At 67.4% G+C, this 15,466-nt stretch carries 17 protein-coding genes and 1 pseudogene; 6 read left to right on the forward strand and 12 right to left on the reverse strand.

The window, feature by feature from the left end:
- Nucleotides 1-52: 52 nt before the first annotated feature.
- On the reverse strand, nt 53-322 hold the full coding sequence (locus BCEP18194_RS25130; RefSeq protein WP_011354075.1) for a MoaD/ThiS family protein: 270 nt from the start codon (nt 320-322) through the stop codon (nt 53-55).
- Between the two features lie 98 nt (nt 323-420).
- Between BCEP18194_RS25130 and BCEP18194_RS25135 the strand changes: the two genes are divergently transcribed.
- On the forward strand, nt 421-924 hold the full coding sequence (locus BCEP18194_RS25135; protein WP_244273066.1) for an ASCH domain-containing protein: 504 nt from the start codon (nt 421-423) through the stop codon (nt 922-924).
- Nucleotides 925-1,022: 98 nt separating this feature from the next.
- Here BCEP18194_RS25135 and BCEP18194_RS25140 read toward each other — a convergent pair whose 3' ends face one another.
- Nucleotides 1,023-1,712, reverse strand: coding sequence for an aspartyl/asparaginyl beta-hydroxylase domain-containing protein (locus BCEP18194_RS25140; RefSeq protein WP_011354077.1), 690 nt, complete (start codon nt 1,710-1,712; stop codon nt 1,023-1,025).
- A gap of 243 nt (nt 1,713-1,955) precedes the next feature.
- On the opposite strand from BCEP18194_RS25140, the gene BCEP18194_RS25145 reads away from it, so the two are divergent.
- Together BCEP18194_RS25145 and BCEP18194_RS25150 are read left to right on the forward strand one after the other, a co-directional pair.
- Complete coding sequence (locus BCEP18194_RS25145; RefSeq protein ID WP_011354078.1) at nt 1,956-2,300, forward strand: DUF4148 domain-containing protein; 345 nt, start codon at nt 1,956-1,958, stop codon at nt 2,298-2,300.
- Between the two features lie 71 nt (nt 2,301-2,371).
- Nucleotides 2,372-2,647, forward strand: coding sequence for a DUF4148 domain-containing protein (locus BCEP18194_RS25150; protein WP_041493463.1), 276 nt, complete (start codon nt 2,372-2,374; stop codon nt 2,645-2,647).
- A gap of 267 nt (nt 2,648-2,914) precedes the next feature.
- Here BCEP18194_RS25150 and BCEP18194_RS25155 read toward each other — a convergent pair whose 3' ends face one another.
- Nucleotides 2,915-3,442, reverse strand: a complete 528-nt coding sequence (locus BCEP18194_RS25155; protein ID WP_011354080.1) for a cytochrome b — start codon at nt 3,440-3,442, stop codon at nt 2,915-2,917.
- A gap of 189 nt (nt 3,443-3,631) precedes the next feature.
- Here BCEP18194_RS25155 and BCEP18194_RS25160 point away from each other — a divergent pair, with 189 nt between their 5' ends.
- The 3 genes from BCEP18194_RS25160 to BCEP18194_RS25170 all read left to right on the forward strand — a co-directional run bounded on the left by BCEP18194_RS25160 (nt 3,632) and on the right by BCEP18194_RS25170 (nt 6,299).
- On the forward strand, nt 3,632-3,982 hold the full coding sequence (locus BCEP18194_RS25160; RefSeq protein WP_011354081.1) for a hypothetical protein: 351 nt from the start codon (nt 3,632-3,634) through the stop codon (nt 3,980-3,982).
- Nucleotides 3,983-4,044: 62 nt separating this feature from the next.
- A complete protein-coding gene (hpnI, locus tag BCEP18194_RS25165; protein WP_011354082.1) occupies nt 4,045-5,214 on the forward strand; it encodes a bacteriohopanetetrol glucosamine biosynthesis glycosyltransferase HpnI in 1,170 nt (389 codons plus the stop codon).
- The gene (locus BCEP18194_RS25170; protein WP_011354083.1) at nt 5,211-6,299 is read left to right on the forward strand and encodes a lysylphosphatidylglycerol synthase domain-containing protein; all 1,089 of its coding nucleotides are present in this window, start codon (nt 5,211-5,213) and stop codon (nt 6,297-6,299) included. The genes hpnI and BCEP18194_RS25170 overlap by 4 nt, the downstream gene beginning before the upstream one ends.
- Before the next feature lie 47 nt (nt 6,300-6,346).
- Here BCEP18194_RS25170 and denD read toward each other — a convergent pair whose 3' ends face one another.
- The 9 genes and pseudogenes from denD to BCEP18194_RS25215 form a co-directional block, all read right to left on the reverse strand.
- Nucleotides 6,347-7,318 (reverse strand): D-erythronate dehydrogenase, encoded by a 972-nt coding sequence (denD, locus tag BCEP18194_RS25175; protein WP_011354084.1) that lies wholly within the window; start codon nt 7,316-7,318, stop codon nt 6,347-6,349.
- Between the two features lie 28 nt (nt 7,319-7,346).
- Nucleotides 7,347-8,123: a 2-oxo-tetronate isomerase gene (gene otnI / locus BCEP18194_RS25180; protein ID WP_011354085.1), complete on the reverse strand. Its 777-nt coding sequence runs from the start codon at nt 8,121-8,123 to the stop codon at nt 7,347-7,349.
- A gap of 80 nt (nt 8,124-8,203) precedes the next feature.
- Nucleotides 8,204-9,529 carry an MFS transporter gene (locus BCEP18194_RS25185; RefSeq protein ID WP_011354086.1) on the reverse strand — a complete coding sequence of 442 codons (1,326 nt, stop codon included), beginning with the start codon at nt 9,527-9,529 and terminating at the stop codon, nt 8,204-8,206.
- Between the two features lie 111 nt (nt 9,530-9,640).
- Entirely contained in the window at nt 9,641-10,279 is a 639-nt protein-coding gene (locus tag BCEP18194_RS25190) for an aldolase (protein ID WP_011354087.1), read from the reverse strand.
- Nucleotides 10,276-11,577 (reverse strand): 3-oxo-tetronate kinase, encoded by a 1,302-nt coding sequence (gene otnK, locus BCEP18194_RS25195; RefSeq protein ID WP_011354088.1) that lies wholly within the window; start codon nt 11,575-11,577, stop codon nt 10,276-10,278. The genes BCEP18194_RS25190 and otnK overlap by 4 nt, the downstream gene beginning before the upstream one ends.
- Before the next feature lie 19 nt (nt 11,578-11,596).
- Nucleotides 11,597-12,505 (reverse strand): annotated as a pseudogene (gene ltnD / locus BCEP18194_RS25200) (L-threonate dehydrogenase); the annotation flags it as partial.
- A 52-nt stretch (nt 12,506-12,557) separates the two neighbouring features.
- Nucleotides 12,558-13,262, reverse strand: coding sequence for a FadR/GntR family transcriptional regulator (locus tag BCEP18194_RS25205; RefSeq protein ID WP_011354089.1), 705 nt, complete (start codon nt 13,260-13,262; stop codon nt 12,558-12,560).
- 255 nt (nt 13,263-13,517) lie between these two features.
- Nucleotides 13,518-14,297: an IclR family transcriptional regulator gene (locus BCEP18194_RS25210; protein WP_011354090.1), complete on the reverse strand. Its 780-nt coding sequence runs from the start codon at nt 14,295-14,297 to the stop codon at nt 13,518-13,520.
- Nucleotides 14,298-14,324: 27 nt separating this feature from the next.
- Nucleotides 14,325-15,446, reverse strand: coding sequence for an FAD-dependent monooxygenase (locus tag BCEP18194_RS25215; RefSeq protein WP_011354091.1), 1,122 nt, complete (start codon nt 15,444-15,446; stop codon nt 14,325-14,327).
- Nucleotides 15,447-15,466 lie beyond the last annotated feature (20 nt).

Below are 15,466 nucleotides of genomic sequence, written 5' to 3' on the forward strand. Positions count from 1 at the left end.
ATGGCCCGACCTGACGTTTGGGTGCGCGGTCGGTGCTTGTGCATACGTCCCCTTATCCGCCCGTCAGCGCCTGCACGACATAGACCCGGCTGGCGTCGCCGAGCACGTCGGACAGGTGTTGCCGGTCGCGGATCGGATGGCCGTCGATGAATACCGACAGGTGTTTGCGCAGCGCACCCTGGTCGTCGAGGATGTAGCCGCGCAGCCGCGGCTGCTCGCTGAAAACGGTGTCGAATGCTTCGCCGACCGAGTGGGCGTCGATGTCGCGTTCGGGCGTTTCGATGTGCCGCTGGATCGAGGCGGCGAAGAAGAGGTGCGCCATGGCGGTGGCTGGCAGGAGCCGCGCGGAGGGGACGGTCTGTAGTTTAGGCGATCCGTCAGGGGCGGAACGCCGGCATCGCGTAGTCGCGGTGCGCCGGCGTGTCCGATCCGTCCCGGTCGACACGTTCAGGCGAATCGGCAACAATCCTGCCCGAACCGTCGTCGCATGCCGGATTCGGCCGCGATGCCGATCGACGGTCGCACGCTCTCCACTTGCCGATGAAGGAAATACTTGCCATGCCGCGATCCGCGCTGTCGATCGTCAAGCCCGCCGTCGACGATATCGTCGCGGGCCGGAAGCAGGTCGAAATCCGGTCGTGGGCGCCGCCGGCCCTGCCGTTGCGTGATCTCGTGCTGGTGCAGAACACGATTTTTCTGCGACAGGACGGGCAGGAGGACCCTGACGGTATCGCGCTCGCGTTGGTCGACGTCGTAGGGGTACACGACTGGACGCCTGATGAAGCCCGCGCGCAAGGCAAGCAATGGTGCGCCGGATACGTGTGCTGGGAACTGACGAATGTGCGGGTGATCGATCCGCCTTTCCCGTGCGTCGCCAGGCGCGGCATCTACGCGTTGGACGATGAATTCGACAAGGTATCCTGATGATTTCGCCGGCATCCTGGCTGCGTTGAGCGCCTTCCGGACACAAGAGCGGGCAGTCGCGAAAAGATGGGTCACCCGATGCATGCCGGCCACGTTCGCTAGACCGGAATCGATCGCCCGCGAATCCGGATCCCGAGCCGAACGACGCCGATCACCGCATTCGACAGCCACGTGAGCAGGCGCGGCATCCCGCGCCGGCGGATATCGAGCAGCAGCACGATCCGCACGGCGTCGCTGTCGTTCCACACCTCGTGCATGAACGTGTCGTCCCACAGCAGGAAACGTCCTTCCTCGAGCCGGTACTCGTGGCCGTCGACTTTCAGTACGGCGGCCGGCGTGCCGTCCGCGCGTTTCGGCATCGACAGCACGAGATAGCCGCGCAGGATGCCGCGAAACGGCCCGCGATGCGGCGGAATGTGCTTGCCGGGCGCGAGGAACGACAGCGATGCGGACAGCACGTCCGGCGACGCCGCGACGATCGATGCGACGGTCGGGCAGCGCGACAGGTTGCGCGGAAACGGCTGGCCGTACGCCTGCATGATGAACATCCGCCAGTCGCGTGCGTCGTTGGCCGAGATGTCGTACTGCTCGCGCATGATCTCGTGAAAACGCGGGATGCGCGGCATGTCGCGCGCCACGGCGAATGCCTCGGCCTGGATGTCGGTCCACGCGCGGACGAAACGCTCGGCGTCGGGAAACGCGGCTGTATCGAGCACCGCGCCGCCGTCGATATGGCGGTCGTACAGCGTGCGCAGCAGGCCGGCTACATAGTCGTAAGCGACGGACATGGTCGATCGAAAGGCGATCCGTAAGGGGTGACATCAGTCTGCCCGAAGCGCGGCGGGCGCTGCGTTACGTCAGGTTACGCCGGCTGACGAAAGAATGACAGTTTCATGAACGTCCGTCCCGGGCGCTCCCGGCGCCGGAGAAGCCGAGTGATCCGAGTTGTGCGACGCGCGGGAATAAACCCACGCGCTCCGTCGTCATACGGGTGTAGCACGTCGTCTCGATGACTTCTCAAGGAGTGGAACATGAACACGCATTGGCTGGTGGCCGCCGCGGTGGCGGCGATTTCTCTCGCGGGTATCGCGACGCAAGCGTCGGCCCAGGAACTGACGCGCGCGCAGGTCAGGCAGGAACTGATCGACGCCGAAAACAACGGGCTGCGCTTCGTGACCGATACGTCGTATCCGGACGTGAGCCCGCTGTTCCAGCGGCAGGCCGAACAGATGCCGGAGCATCAGGCCAGCACGGCGATGGGCAGCGATCCGGCCGCGTCATCGGAAGCGGGCAAGCCGGCGACGATGTCGCCGCGCCAGGGTTCTGCCGCATGCGTCGGCCCCGCGAGCTTCTGCACGATCTATTTCGGAAGCTGACGCAGTCGCCTGCATTCGCAGGTCAGGAATTCAACAAGGTTGATCGATACGGAACATTGAAGGAGTTCATGATGAAAACATATATCGCAGTCCTGACGATGATCGGAGCGATCGTCGGTCAGTCGGCCTTCGCGCAATCGGCCGCGCCGCTGACGCGCGCACAGGTTCGCGACGAATTGATCCGCCTGGAAGCAGCCGGGTACGACCCGGCGAAGGGAGACGAAGGCGAGTATCCGGCGGACATCCAGGCGGCGGAAGCGAAGCTTGCCGAGCAGGACCGGGCCCGGATGGCGGCTGCCGCCGCGCACGCACCGGCCTCCGGTATGCCGGCGCAGACCAGCAACTAGGTGTCGATATGCTCTTGTGCGACTTCAGGCCGTCGTGTTCGCGGCACGGCAGTCCGGCAGCCCTTCGTGCCGCTCGACGCGGCAGAAGGGCGCCGGCTGCGCTGCCCGTCATTGCGCGCCGCTTCGCGCGGCGGCGCGATCATCTGGCCAGCCGCGCGCGATGGATCGGCAGGCTGATCGTGCGCTGAACCGGAACGACGCTGGCATCGGCCCTGGCGGCAACCGGATGCATGCGCGCAGTCGCGGGCCCTGCCGCCAGCGTGGCGATCACCAGGGCATCATGCGCTGCACGATCTGATCGCGCAGCACGAAGCGATGCGCCAGCGCGGCTGCCACGTGCAGGCAAATGCCGACGAACAGTGCCCAGGCGAGGATGCCGTGCACGTCGCCCATCGCATGGCCGAATCCGGAGCCGGCCGCCGACAGCGCGGGCAATGGCACGATCCCGAACAACGTCACGCTCCATGCGCGCGACGACGCGTTGATCCAGCCGAGCAGCGGCACCGCGATCAGCAGCGCGTAGAGCGCTAAATGCGTCGCACCCGACAGCGCGCGCATCGCGGGCGGCAGGTCACTCGCGGGCGGGCGATGCGTTGCGCGCCACAGCACGCGGCAGGCCATCGCCGCGAGCAGCGCGGTGCCCACGAGGAGGTGCGCGGCGATCAGGCCGATGGGTTGCGTGTCGCGATGCACGTCGGGCATCGTCCAGCCGATCGCATATTGCGCGACGATCAGCGCGACGATCAGCCAGTGCAGCAAGCGAGCAACGGTGTCATATCGGGCGGGCGTGGACATGAAGACTCCTGCGTACGACGGGGACGATATCGGTCGGGCGGATTCTACGGTCGCTTTCTTAACGAAACGTTAAGCAGGCGTCGCCACAATCGTTCTCCGCTGGACTTTCGCTGTTCCTGATCCTGACCCACGCGACCTTTCGAATCTTTCAGATCCGTATCGGTCGTCCGCACGGGAGATTCTTTCACCATGGCACCTTCGACGAGCGAGCGATGGCGCGCCTATCTGCAGATCGCCGCGCTGGCCGGCATGTTCATTCAGTGTTTCGTGCTGGTGTCATTGCTTGCATGGCGCGTACCCGAATCATTTTTCACCACCATGACGTTTCGTATCTGGGTCGTCATCGCGGTTGCCACTGCGATCCTTTCGGCCCGCAAGCTTGCCGACGTCGCATTCCGGGCCGCGGTGGCATGCGGCTACGTGCGCGTGACAGGAATCGATCGCCGCACGGTAGTTGTGTCATCTGATTGCGCGTATCGTCGCTTGGTCGTCCTTCACATCCGGCTCCACGGGAATCGATACGGCGGCGCGCACGGGTGAATCCGCGTGCGCGCGGCGGCTCCCGGGTGTCGTGGTCGTACGGGTCACCACTGGGGAGAAGCATGGTTTTGCTGCATGTGATGCGCGCGCTGGCCGGGGCAATGTCGATCGTCTGCGGGCTGGGCGTGTTACTGGGCATTGCTTACACGATCACGGCCAGCGTGCTGGTCGGCCGGTTCTTTTCCCGGGCGGCGGACGAGCCGCGCGATTATCCGGGCGTCACCGTCGCGAAGCCGCTGCACGGCGACGAGTGGCAACTCGTACAGCATCTCGAAAGCTTCTTCGTGCAGAATTATCCGGGGCCGGTCCAGCACCTGTTCGGCGTGCACGATGCGAACGACAAGGCCCTCGCGGCCGTCGAGACGCTGCGCGCGCGTTACCCCGACGCGAACATCAAGGTCGTCGCCGATGCGCGGCTATACGGGCCGAATCGCAAGATCGCCAATCTCGTGAACATGCTCGAACACGCGGAGTATTCGGTGCTCTGTCTCGCCGACAGCGACGTGCTGGTCGAGCGCGATTATTTGCGCGCCGTCGTCGGCGCGCTGCAGCAGCCGGATGTCGGCATCGTGACGAGCGTATATCGCGGCATCGCTTCGCCGGGCTTCTGGCCCGGTGTCGCCGTCGCGATGACGAACTACCATTTCCTGCCGGGCGTCATTACCGGGCTCTTCATCGGGCGCGCGCGGCCGTGTTTTGGCCAGACGATTGCATTCACGCGCGCGACACTCGAACGCATCGGCGGGCTCACGCGTTTCGCGCATCACCTGGCCGAGGATCATGCGCTCGGTGAAGCGGTGCGGCAGGTGGGCGCGCAGGTCGTCATTCCGCCGTTCGTCGTCGGGCATGCATGTGTGGAGGAGACGTTCGCGAAGCTGTACGCGCATGAATTGCGCTGGAGCTGCACGATCCGCGCGGCGGATCGGCTCGGTCACGCCGGTTCGGTGCTGATGCATCCGGTGCCGCTCGCGCTGCTGGCGCTGCTGTTCTCCGGCGGCACGACCGCCGCGTGCGGGCTGGTGGCCGCCGCGCTTGCCGCGCGGGCGCTGCTGATGCTGAAAACGAGCCGGGCAACCGGCGCGGGCCTGCGCGGCGCGCTCTGGCTGCCGTTTGTCGATCTCCTGCAGTTCTTCGTGTTCGTATCGAGCTTCTTCTCGTCGCATGTCGTGTGGCGCGGCACGCGTTTTCGCGTCGACCGGGAAGGCCTGCTGTCGCCCGCGAGCGAATCATGACGACACCGACGAACCCCGACGTGGATACCGCGCAGCGGAATGCCGCGCGGGGCGACGCACGGTTGCGCCATGTGGGGCAGGTGGCGGCGCTGGGCGGGCTGGCGCTCGCCGTGTGGCTGATCTGGCGTGAGCATCCGCTGGAAATCCTGCATCGCCTGCAGATCGCCGGCGCGGGGCTGTTGCTCGCGGCGCTGGCGCACATCCTGCCGATGCTCGCGAATGCGTGGGACTGGCGGATGCTGATCCGCGGCCCGCGCCGGCCGTCGTTCGCGACGATGCTGAAGCTCGTGTGGATCCGCGAATCGATCAACGGGTTGCTGCCGGTCGCGCGGATCGGCGGCGAGATCGTATCGTTCGGCCTGCTGCGGCAGGCGGGCGTGCGGCCGGCAACCGTCGTCGCCAGCCTCGTCGCCGACATGCAGCTGACGCTGATCAGCCAGCTGGTGTTCGCGCTGGTCGCGATCGGCTACGTGCTCGAGCACGTGTCGTCCGACGCCGCGCGGGTGGCCGGCAACCTCGCGATCGGCATGGCCGCGCTGGTGCCGGTGCTGCTGCTGTTCGCGCTGGTGCAGCATGCGCGGCCGTTCGAGCGCGCGATGCGCGTGCTCAACCGCGTCACGAGCGGCAAGGTGGTGGCGCTGGTCGGCGAATCGGCGCGCACCGATCAGTCGATCCGGATGATCTGGAGAAAGACCGGCATTGTCGTGCGTTATCTCGTGATCTGGCAGACGCTGCAGTTCGTGGGCTACGCGCTGGAAATCTGGCTCGCGTTGTATTTCCTCGGTGCGGAGCCGACCTTCGCGCAGGCGCTCGCGATCGAGGCGCTGATCCAGCTCGTGAGCAGCATCGCGTTCCTGATGCCGGGCGGGCTCGGCGTGCAGGAGGGCGGGTTCGTGCTGATCGGCGGGCTGCTCGGGTTCGACCCGCCGACCTGTCTCGCGCTGGCCGGTGCCCGCCGCGTACGCGACCTGCTGTTCTATCTGCCGGGCCTGCTGGCATGGCAGTGGGCGGCCGGTTCGGCGAACCGGCCGGGCGGAACGAAACGCGCGACGTTGCCTATCGGGGAATCCGCCCGGCCGCATTGATGTGACCGGGTAGCCCGTGCCCGCCACGTGTGTCGCGCGGCGCGGATTCAGCGTCGTTCGTCGGCGAGATGGCTGCGGATCACGTCCGCGAACGACGTGTCGCCCTTCAGCCCGAGCGCTTCCGCGCGCGACGTATCCCAACGGCCCGGCCAGCTGCCGACGATCTTCTCGACGCGTTCGTCCGGCACATGGCGGATCAGCTTCACGACTTCGTCGCCCGCGACTTCGCGCAGCGCCGCGATCATTTCATCGACCGACACCGACAGGCCGGGCAGATTGATCACACGTTTGTTGCCGAGCTTCGCGCTGTCAATCTCGCAGCCCGCGACGAGCGCTTCGATCGCGCCGCGCGGCGACAGCAGCCACAGTCGCGTCGAACCCGGCACCGGGCACACGCTTTCCTCGCCGTTCAGCGGTTCGCGGATGATGCCGCTCGCGAACGACGACGCGGCCGCATTCGGGCGACCCGGCCGCACGCTGATCGTCGGCAACCGCAGCACGCGGCCGTCGACGAAGCCGCGCCGCGCGTAGTCGCACAGCAGCAGCTCGGCGATCGCCTTCTCGGCACCGTACGACGATTGCGGGTTCAGCGCGGTGTCGTCCTGCACGACATCCGGCAGCGTGCCGCCGTAGACGGCTACGGAGCTCGTGAACACGACGCGCGGCCGATGGCCACGCGCACGGCACACTTCGAGCAGCGTGCGCGACGCGTCGAGGTTGATCCGCATGCCGAGATCGAAATCGGCTTCGGCCTGTCCGCTGACGATTGCCGCGAGGTGGAAGATCGCGCCGGTCTGCGTGTCGATCGCGTCGTCGAGCACCGCGCGGTCGGCGATGTCGCCGACGATCGACGTCACGCGTGCGTCGCCGAAATCGCTGCCTGCGACGACGTCGAGCAGCACCAGCTCGTCGATCTTCTCGCTGCGGCCGTCGGGGCCGGTCAGCTCGCCGCGCTCGAGCAGCTTGCGCGCGAGACGCTGGCCGAGAAAGCCGGCGCCGCCGGTGATCAGTACTTTCATGTTCTTCACCCTCAAAGGAATACGGGAATTACAGGTACGGCTTGAGCCAGCCGAGGCCTTCCGACGTGCCGGCCTTCGGGCGGTACTCGCAGCCGATCCAGCCGTCGTAGCCGAGCGCATCGATCAGCGCGAACAGATACGGGTAGTTGAGTTCGCCGATATCCGGCTCGTGGCGCTCGGGCACGCCCGCGATCTGGATATGGCCGATCCCCGCGAAATCGCGCTTGAGCTTCATCGCGAGGTCGCCTTCGACGATCTGGCAGTGGTAGCAGTCGAACTGCACCTTCAGGTTCGGCACGCCGACTTCCGCGCAGATCGCCTGCGCGTCGTCCTGGCGGCTCAGGAAATAGCCGGGCATGTCGCGCTGGTTGATCGGCTCGATCAGGATCGTGATGCCGTGCGCGGCAGCGGCCTGCGTCGCATGGCGCAGGTTCGCCACGTAGGTGTCGCGATGGCGTGCGCGGTCGGCGCCCGGCGGCACCATGCCGGCCATCACGTGCAGCTTCTTGTTGCCGAGTACGCGCGCATAGTCGAGCGCCTGGTCGATGCCGCGCCGGAACTCGTCCTCGCGGCCCGGCAGCGAAGCGGTGCCGCGTTCGCCCGCGGCCCAGTCGCCGGGCGGCGCGTTGAACAGTGCCTGCTCGAGGTCGTGCGCGTCGAGGCGCGCACGGATGTCCTCGGCGGCGAAGTCGTACGGAAACAGGTACTCGACGGCCTTGAAGCCGTCGTAGGCGGCAGCGGCGAAGCGTTCGAGGAACGCGTGCTCGGTGTACATCATCGAGAGGTTGGCGGCGAAGCGTGGCATGGCAGCGGGTCCTGTGAATGAATGGGGCGGGGCGCACGGCGCCCCGCGTCGAATGGCGGCCGGATCGTTCGTCTGGCGAATCAGCGGTTGACGAGTTTCGCGGGCGTGAGCCACACGGCGATCGCGCCGATCACGAGCATCGCGGCGAGCACGTACATGCCGGACGCCGTGCTGTGCGTGGCGTCCTTCAGGTAGCCGATCACGTACGGGCTCGCGAACCCGGCGAGGTTGCCGACCGAGTTGATGATCGCGATCCCAGCCGCGGCTGCGGAGCCCGCGAGGAACGCGGTCGGCAGCGACCAGAACAGCGGTGCGCAGGTCAGCACGCCGCCCGCCGCGAGCGACAGGAACACGATCGACACCGCCGTATTGTGCGAGTACGACGCGGCAACCGCAAACCCGACCGCACCCATCAGCGCCGGCACGATCAGGTGCCAGCGGCGCTCGCGGCGCTTGTCCGCGCTGTGGCCGAACAGGTTCATCACGACGATCGCGACGAGGAACGGAATGGCCGACAGCAGGCCGATCTGGAGCGTATCGGTGATGCCGGTCGATTTGACGAGCGTCGGCATCCAGAACGTGAGGCCGTACTGGCCCGTGACGAACGCAAAGTAGATCAGCGACATCCACCACATGCGCGGGTCCGAGAACACGGCCTTCAGCGAATGGCCGTGCTGCTGCTGTTCCTGCGGCTGCGCGGCGATCTCGTCCTCCAGCAGTTGCTTCTCGCGCTCGTCGAGCCACTTCGCGCTGCGGATGCTGTTGTCGAGATACAGGATCGTCGCGATGCCGATGAGTACGGCCGGCACGGCTTCGATCATGAACATCCATTGCCAGCCGTGGAAGCCCGAGCCGCCGTGGAAGCGCTCCATGATCCAGCCTGACAGCGGGTTGCCGAAGATGCCCGACACCGGAATCGCGGACATGAACACCGCAATGATCTTCGCGCGGCGATGCGACGGGAACCAGTACGTGAGATACAGGATCACGCCGGGGTAGAAGCCGGCTTCCGCGAGGCCGAGCAGGAAGCGCAGCACGTAGAACTGCGTGGGCGTCTGCACGAATGCGAACAGCGCGGACAGCAGGCCCCACGTGATCATGATTCGTGCGATCCAGATGCGCGCGCCGATCCGGTGCATCAGCAGGTTGCTTGGCAGTTCGAACAGAAAATAGCCAAGAAAGAAAATGCCGGCGCCGAGCCCGAACACGGTTTCGCTGAACGCGAGATCCTGCGACATCTGCAGCTTCGCGAAGCCGACGTTCACGCGGTCGAGATACGCGACCACGTAGCAGAGCATCAGGAACGGCACGATGCGCCAGAACACTTTCTTGTAGGTGCGGTCGAGTTCCGCGGCATGGGCGGGCGCGGCGGGCGAGCGGCCAGCGGCCGCGTCGAGAGCAGTCATCGTCGTCTCCAATGATGTCGTGTGCCGGCGGCGCGTACGTCGCCGGTCGTGTGTGTGCTGACGGAAGGCCCGCGCACACGGCGGGCATGGGAATCGTTGCGGGGTGCGTCGTTACCAGCGCGCGCCGAAGCTGGTGCGCAATTCGTCGAGCGCGGCGTCGTCGAGCGGTTCGGGTTTCGGGTGCGTCATCAGCCACAGCCGCGCCGTTTCCTCGAGCTCTTCGAGTGCGTAAGACGCGTGCGACACCGACGGCCCCCACATCACCGGGCCGAGGCGGTCCAGCAGTACGCCGCGCACCTGGTCGGCGAGCGCCGCGACTTCGGCCGCGACGCCCGGGTCGCCGGGGCGGCGGTAGCGGATCAGCGGAATGTGGCCGACCTTCATCACGTAGTACGGCGTGATCGGCGGCAGCACGTCGGTGTCGCGCCACACGCCCGCGAGCGTCAGTGCGACGAGATGCGTCGAATGCGTGTGGACGACGCCGTTCGCTTCGGCGTTGCGCGCGTAGATGCCGCGATGCAGTGCGAGCGTCTTCGACGGCTTGCCGCCCGATACGGGCTGGCCGTCGAGGCCGACCTTCGCGATGTCGTTCGGGTCGAGCCGGCCGAGGCATGCGTCGGTCGGCGTGATCAGCCAGCCGTCGGCGAGGCGCGCGCTGATGTTGCCGGCGCTGCCCACCGCATGGCCGCGCGCATACAGGCTCGCGCCGACCACGCAGATCTCTTCCCGCAGTTTCGCTTCGTCGCTCATCGTGCGGCTCCGTCCAGCGCGCGCAGCGCCTTGTCGAAAAAGTCCGTGGTGCCGAAGTTGCCGGACTTCAGCGCGAGGCCGAGCGGCTGCGCGTCGATGGTGGCCGTTGCCGGCACGCCCGGATCGATCTGCGCGCCGATCTGCAGCGACTTCACGTCGAGCGCCTGCACGACCGCACCCGACGTTTCGCCGCCGGCGACGACGAACTTGCGCACGCCGAGATCACGCAGGCCGCGTGCGATCGCCGCGAGCGTGGCTTCGACGAGATGGCCGGCCGCGTCGACACCGAGTGCCTGCTGCACGGCCTTCACTTCGTCGGGTGTCGCGGTCGCATAGATCAGCACGGGCTGCGGCAGGTGCGTGCGCGCGAACGCGAGTGCCTGGTCGACGACGGGTTCGCCGCGCGATGCCGCGAGCGGATCGATGCGGAAGCTCGGCCGCGTGGTGCGCCATGCGGCGACCTGGGCATTGGTGGCCTTCGACGCGCTGCCGGCGAGCACGGCCGACAGGCCGTCGATGCGCGGCAGCGACGCCGCGTTGTCGCGCTCGGGCAGTTGCTCCGCGCGGCGGAAATTCGCGGGCAGGCCGAGCGCGATGCCCGAGCCGCCGGTGACGAGCGGCAAGCGCGCGCACGCTTCGCCGAGTACGTAGAGGTCGCGGTCCGACAGCGCGTCGGCGATCGCGAAGCGCGCGCCTTCCGCGCGCAATTGTTCGATCCGCGCGCGCACGGCGGCCGCGCCCAGCGCGATCGTGTCGTAGCGGATCAGGCCGACCGGCGACTTCGTTTGCCGCTGCAGCACGCGCACGAGGTTCGCATCCTTCATCGGCGTGAGCGGATGGTTCTCCATCCCCGATTCGTTCAGCAGCACGTCGCCGACGAACAGGTGGCCGCGATAGATCGTGCGGCCGTTCTCGGGGAACGCCGGGCATGCGATCGTGAAGCCGCCGCCGGCTGCATCGAGCAGCGCATCGGCGACGGGCCCGATGTTGCCCGCATCGGTCGAATCGAATGTCGAGCAGTACTTGAAGAAGAACTGCCGGCAGCCTTGCGCGCGCAGCCATTCGTAGGCGGCGAGCGATTGCGCGACGGCGTCGGCCGCAGGGATCGTGCGCGACTTCAGCGCGACGACGATCGCATCGGCGTCGAGCGTGGCATCAGCTGCAGTGCCGTCGGCGGGCACGCCGATCGTCTGCACGGTGCGCATGCCGCTCTTCACGAGCATGTTCGCGAGATCGGTCGCGCCGGTGAAATCGTCGGCGATGCAGCCGAGCAGGGGACGGGAAGCGGAAGCGGTCATGGCGGAAGCGTCGTTCGAATCAGCGGGCAGGCGGCAGCGTGATGCCGGGGAATGTCTTGATCACGGCGGAATCGTCCTCGCCGCCGTGGCCGGCACTCGATGCGCTCATGAACATCTGGTGCGCGGTGGCCGACAGCGGCAGCGGGAACTTGCTGCGGCGCGCGGTATCGAGCACGAGGCCGAGATCCTTCACGAAGATGTCGACGGCCGACAGCGGCGTGTAGTCGCCGTTGAGGATGTGCGGCACGCGGTTCTCGAACATCCACGAGTTGCCGGCGCTGTGCGTGATCACGTCGTACAGCGCATCGGCATCGACGCCTTCGCGCAGGCCGAGCGCCATCGCCTCGGCCGCTGCCGCGATGTGCACGCCGGCCAGCAGCTGGTTGATGATCTTCACTTTCGAGCCGATGCCGTGCGCATCGCCGAGGCGATAGACCTTGCCGGCGATCGCCGCGAGCACGTCCTCGCAGCCCGCGTACGCGGCGGCCGGGCCCGACGTCATCATCGTCATCTCGCCGGAGGCCGCGCGCGCGGCGCCGCCCGACACGGGCGCATCGAGCATCTGCAGGCCGGCAGCCTCGATGCGCGCGCCGAGCGCAACCGCGAATTCGGGCGCGACGGTCGCGCTGGCGATCACGACGCCGCCCGGCTTCATCGCCGCGACCGCGCCGTGCTCGCCGAACAGCACCGTTTCGGTCTGTGCGGCATTGACGACGAGCGTGACGACGACGTCGCACTGCGCGCCGAGTTCGGCCGGCGTCGCGCAGGCGATGCCGCCTTCGGCGGCGAACGCCTGCAGCACGGTGTCGCGCACGTCGCATGCGTGCACGCGCAGGCCGGCGCGCAGCAGCGAGCGGGCGACGCCGAGGCCCATCGCGCCGAGGCCGATGACTCCAACATTTCGTGACATGGTCAACCTTGATCGATTCGGGAGAGGTTCGTGACAGCGGCGGCGCCTGCGGAGGCTGCGGCCGCGCGCTTCAGCAAATGCCGGCTTCCGCGAGACGGCGGGCGGCGTTGTACATGTGCGTGCGTGCCGCGTTGCGTGCGGCCATCGGGTCGCGCGCGCGGATCGCGTCGGCGATCGCCGCGTGCTCCTCGCGTACCTGGCGCGAGAAGTCCTCGCGCGTCGCTTCGTTGCGCCGCGTGACCTTCACGCCGGCTTCGAGGTACTGGTTCAGGAACTGCAGCGTCTTCAGGAAATACGGGTTGCCGGTGACGGCCGCGATCGTGCGGTGGAACGCGACGTCTTCCGCGACGCCGTCGCGCCCTTCGGCCACCGCATCGTCGATCTTGCGCAGCGCATCGTCGATGTCGGCCATGTCTTCATCAGTGTGATTCAACGCGGCTTCGGCCGCGACCTCGGCCTCGATCGCGCGGCGCACCGCGAGCAGGTGCGGCAGCGAAGTGGCCTCGACCGCCTCCGCGTAGTCGATCCGCAGCGGCCGGATCGCACCGTGCTGGTTCACGTACACGCCGCTGCCCTGGCGCGGCTCGACCACGCCCTCGTTCTTCAGCCGCGAGATTGCCTCGCGGATCACGGTGCGGCTCACGCCGAATTCCTGCGCGAGCACGGCCTCCGTCGGCAGCTTGCCGGTGGCGGAGAAACTGCCGACTTCGATCTGCTTGAGCAGTTGCTGCGCGACATGGTCGCTCATCGCACGGGCGGGAATTTTCTCGAACATGGTGCTCTGGTTTGTCAGGTTATGTGGTCATCATACAAATTTGAATGTGCGACAGCATCCGGGATAACCCTCAGTTAACGGGAGGCAACGTCGGTTAAATGGATTGAAACCGGTTCCAGTTTCGGATATTCCGGCTCGTTGTGGGGCCCGGCCGACGTGGTGGCGGGACAGGCAGACGCCACATGTGGGCGTCGCCGAGCGATCGCCTGCCTCGCGTCCGCCGGCTGCTGCCGGCGGCGGGGCACGGCGGACGCGTCAAAGACTCGAGCGGGACAGCGCCTGAGCCGCGGCCTTGATGCTGGTCTCGACGATCTGCCGCAGCGAAGGATTAGCCGAAAACGCGCTGTCCGGGCCGGCGATGCTGAGTGCCGCAATCACGGCGCCCCGGCTGTCCCGAACCGCTGCCGCGCAGGAATCGATGCCGGCTTCGAGGCCCGAAAAACTCCATGCGCAGCCGTTGCCGCGCACCGCTTCGAGCGTGGCGTCTAGCGTCGTCCAGTCGGGCGCGTCGCGCTCGTCCGCGCGGTTCGCGTAGCGTGCGCGCAGCGCGGGGCCGTCGAGGTGGGCGAGCATGGCCAGCCCGGGCGTCGCGCGGTGCGCGGGAATCCGGCTGCCGACGCGAATGCGGCTGACGAGCGGCGTATCGGGCGTCTCGCGCAGCAGATAAACGATCTCCGCGCCTTCGAGCACCACGAGGTACGCGGAGAGGCCGGTCTTCTCGACGAGGCCCGGAAGAACCTGTCGCGCGCGTGCGGTGAGATCGGCATTGCCCAGCGCGCCGGCGGCGAGCGTCAGGAACGACATGCCGAGCCGATACGATCCGCCCGATGGATGCGGTTCGATCAATTCCGCTGCCTCGAGCGAGTCGAGCAAGCGTTTTACCGTCACGCGGTTGACGTCGATTTGCCGCGCGATGTCGCTGAGATTGGCGGTCGAGCCGCCTTCCGCGATGAATCGCAGCAGGCGAAAGGCGCGCTCGACCGGTGACGGCGAGGCATCGGCTGATCGCGAGGCGTCAGGTTTGTCCGTTGTCATCTTTGTCGTTGAAAGCGTGTGCGGGGTTCAGGCCAGTGGAACCGACCAGGCATCGTATCCGTAGACCCAGTCGGCATTGCCGCCGCTCTTCAGCCAGTTGTTGCCGCGCGAGCCGATCTGGATGCGCGCTGTCCGTTCCTGGCGGGCGCGTTCATAGCGCGCCAGCGCCGCGGCGAGCGTGTCCGGCCCGGCGCCGCTCAACGCGCGCGACAGCACGACGGCGTCCTCGATCGCCATGCCGGCGCCTTGCGCCATGAACGGCATCATCGGATGGCACGCGTCGCCGAGCAGGGCCATGCGTTCGCCGGTCCATTTCGGCAACGGATCGCGAATATACAACGCGGAAGCCAGCACCGTATCGCATGCGTCGAGCAGCGCACGCGCGTCAGGATGGAAATCGGCATACGCGCGCCGCAGCGCGTCGGGGTCGCCGGGCATGGTCCACGATTCGTGGGTCCAGTCCGGCTGCGACGTGGTGGCGAAGATGAAGATGTCGCGGCCAAGATTCAACGGGAACGTAACGATCTGCAGATCGTCGGTGGGCCCCCACCATTTGACGAAGGCGCCGAGATCGCCGCCCTGGAGGCGCTCGGCCGGCACGACCGCCCGGTACGACACGATGCCCGTGAATTGCGGGTGTTCGTCGCCGAGCAGGAACCGGCGCACGCCGGAATGGATGCCGTCCGCGCCCAGCAGCAGATCGAACGTGTGCGTGGCGCCGTCGTCGAGTGTCACCGTCGCGCTGTCGGCGGTCTGGTCGACGGCCACGGTGCGCTTGCCGAGGTGAAGCTCGCCGGGGAGCAGCACCTGCTCCAGCGCCGCCATCACATCCGCACGATGCATGGTCAGTTGCGGCGCGCCGTATTGGCGTTCCGCTTCATCCGACATCGCGAGCCGCGACGTGACCTCGCCGGTGTCCCACATGCGGCTGATGCGTGCGTTCGGCCGCGCGGCCGTTTCGCGCAGCTTCGCGCCGATGCCGAGGCCGTCGAGCGCGCGCACCGCGTTGGGCGTCAGGTTGATGTCGGCGCCGACGCGCCCGAAGCGCGCGGCCTGTTCGAACACGACGGGCTGGTGGCCCGCGCGACGCAGCGCGATTGCCGCCGCAAGCCCGCCGATGCCGCCACCCACGATTCCGATCTTCAGCATGTTGTCTCCTGCCACGTTAC

The sequence above is a fragment of the Burkholderia lata genome (assembly GCF_000012945.1).
In the GTDB taxonomy this organism is placed as follows: Bacteria; Pseudomonadota; Gammaproteobacteria; order Burkholderiales; family Burkholderiaceae; genus Burkholderia; species Burkholderia lata.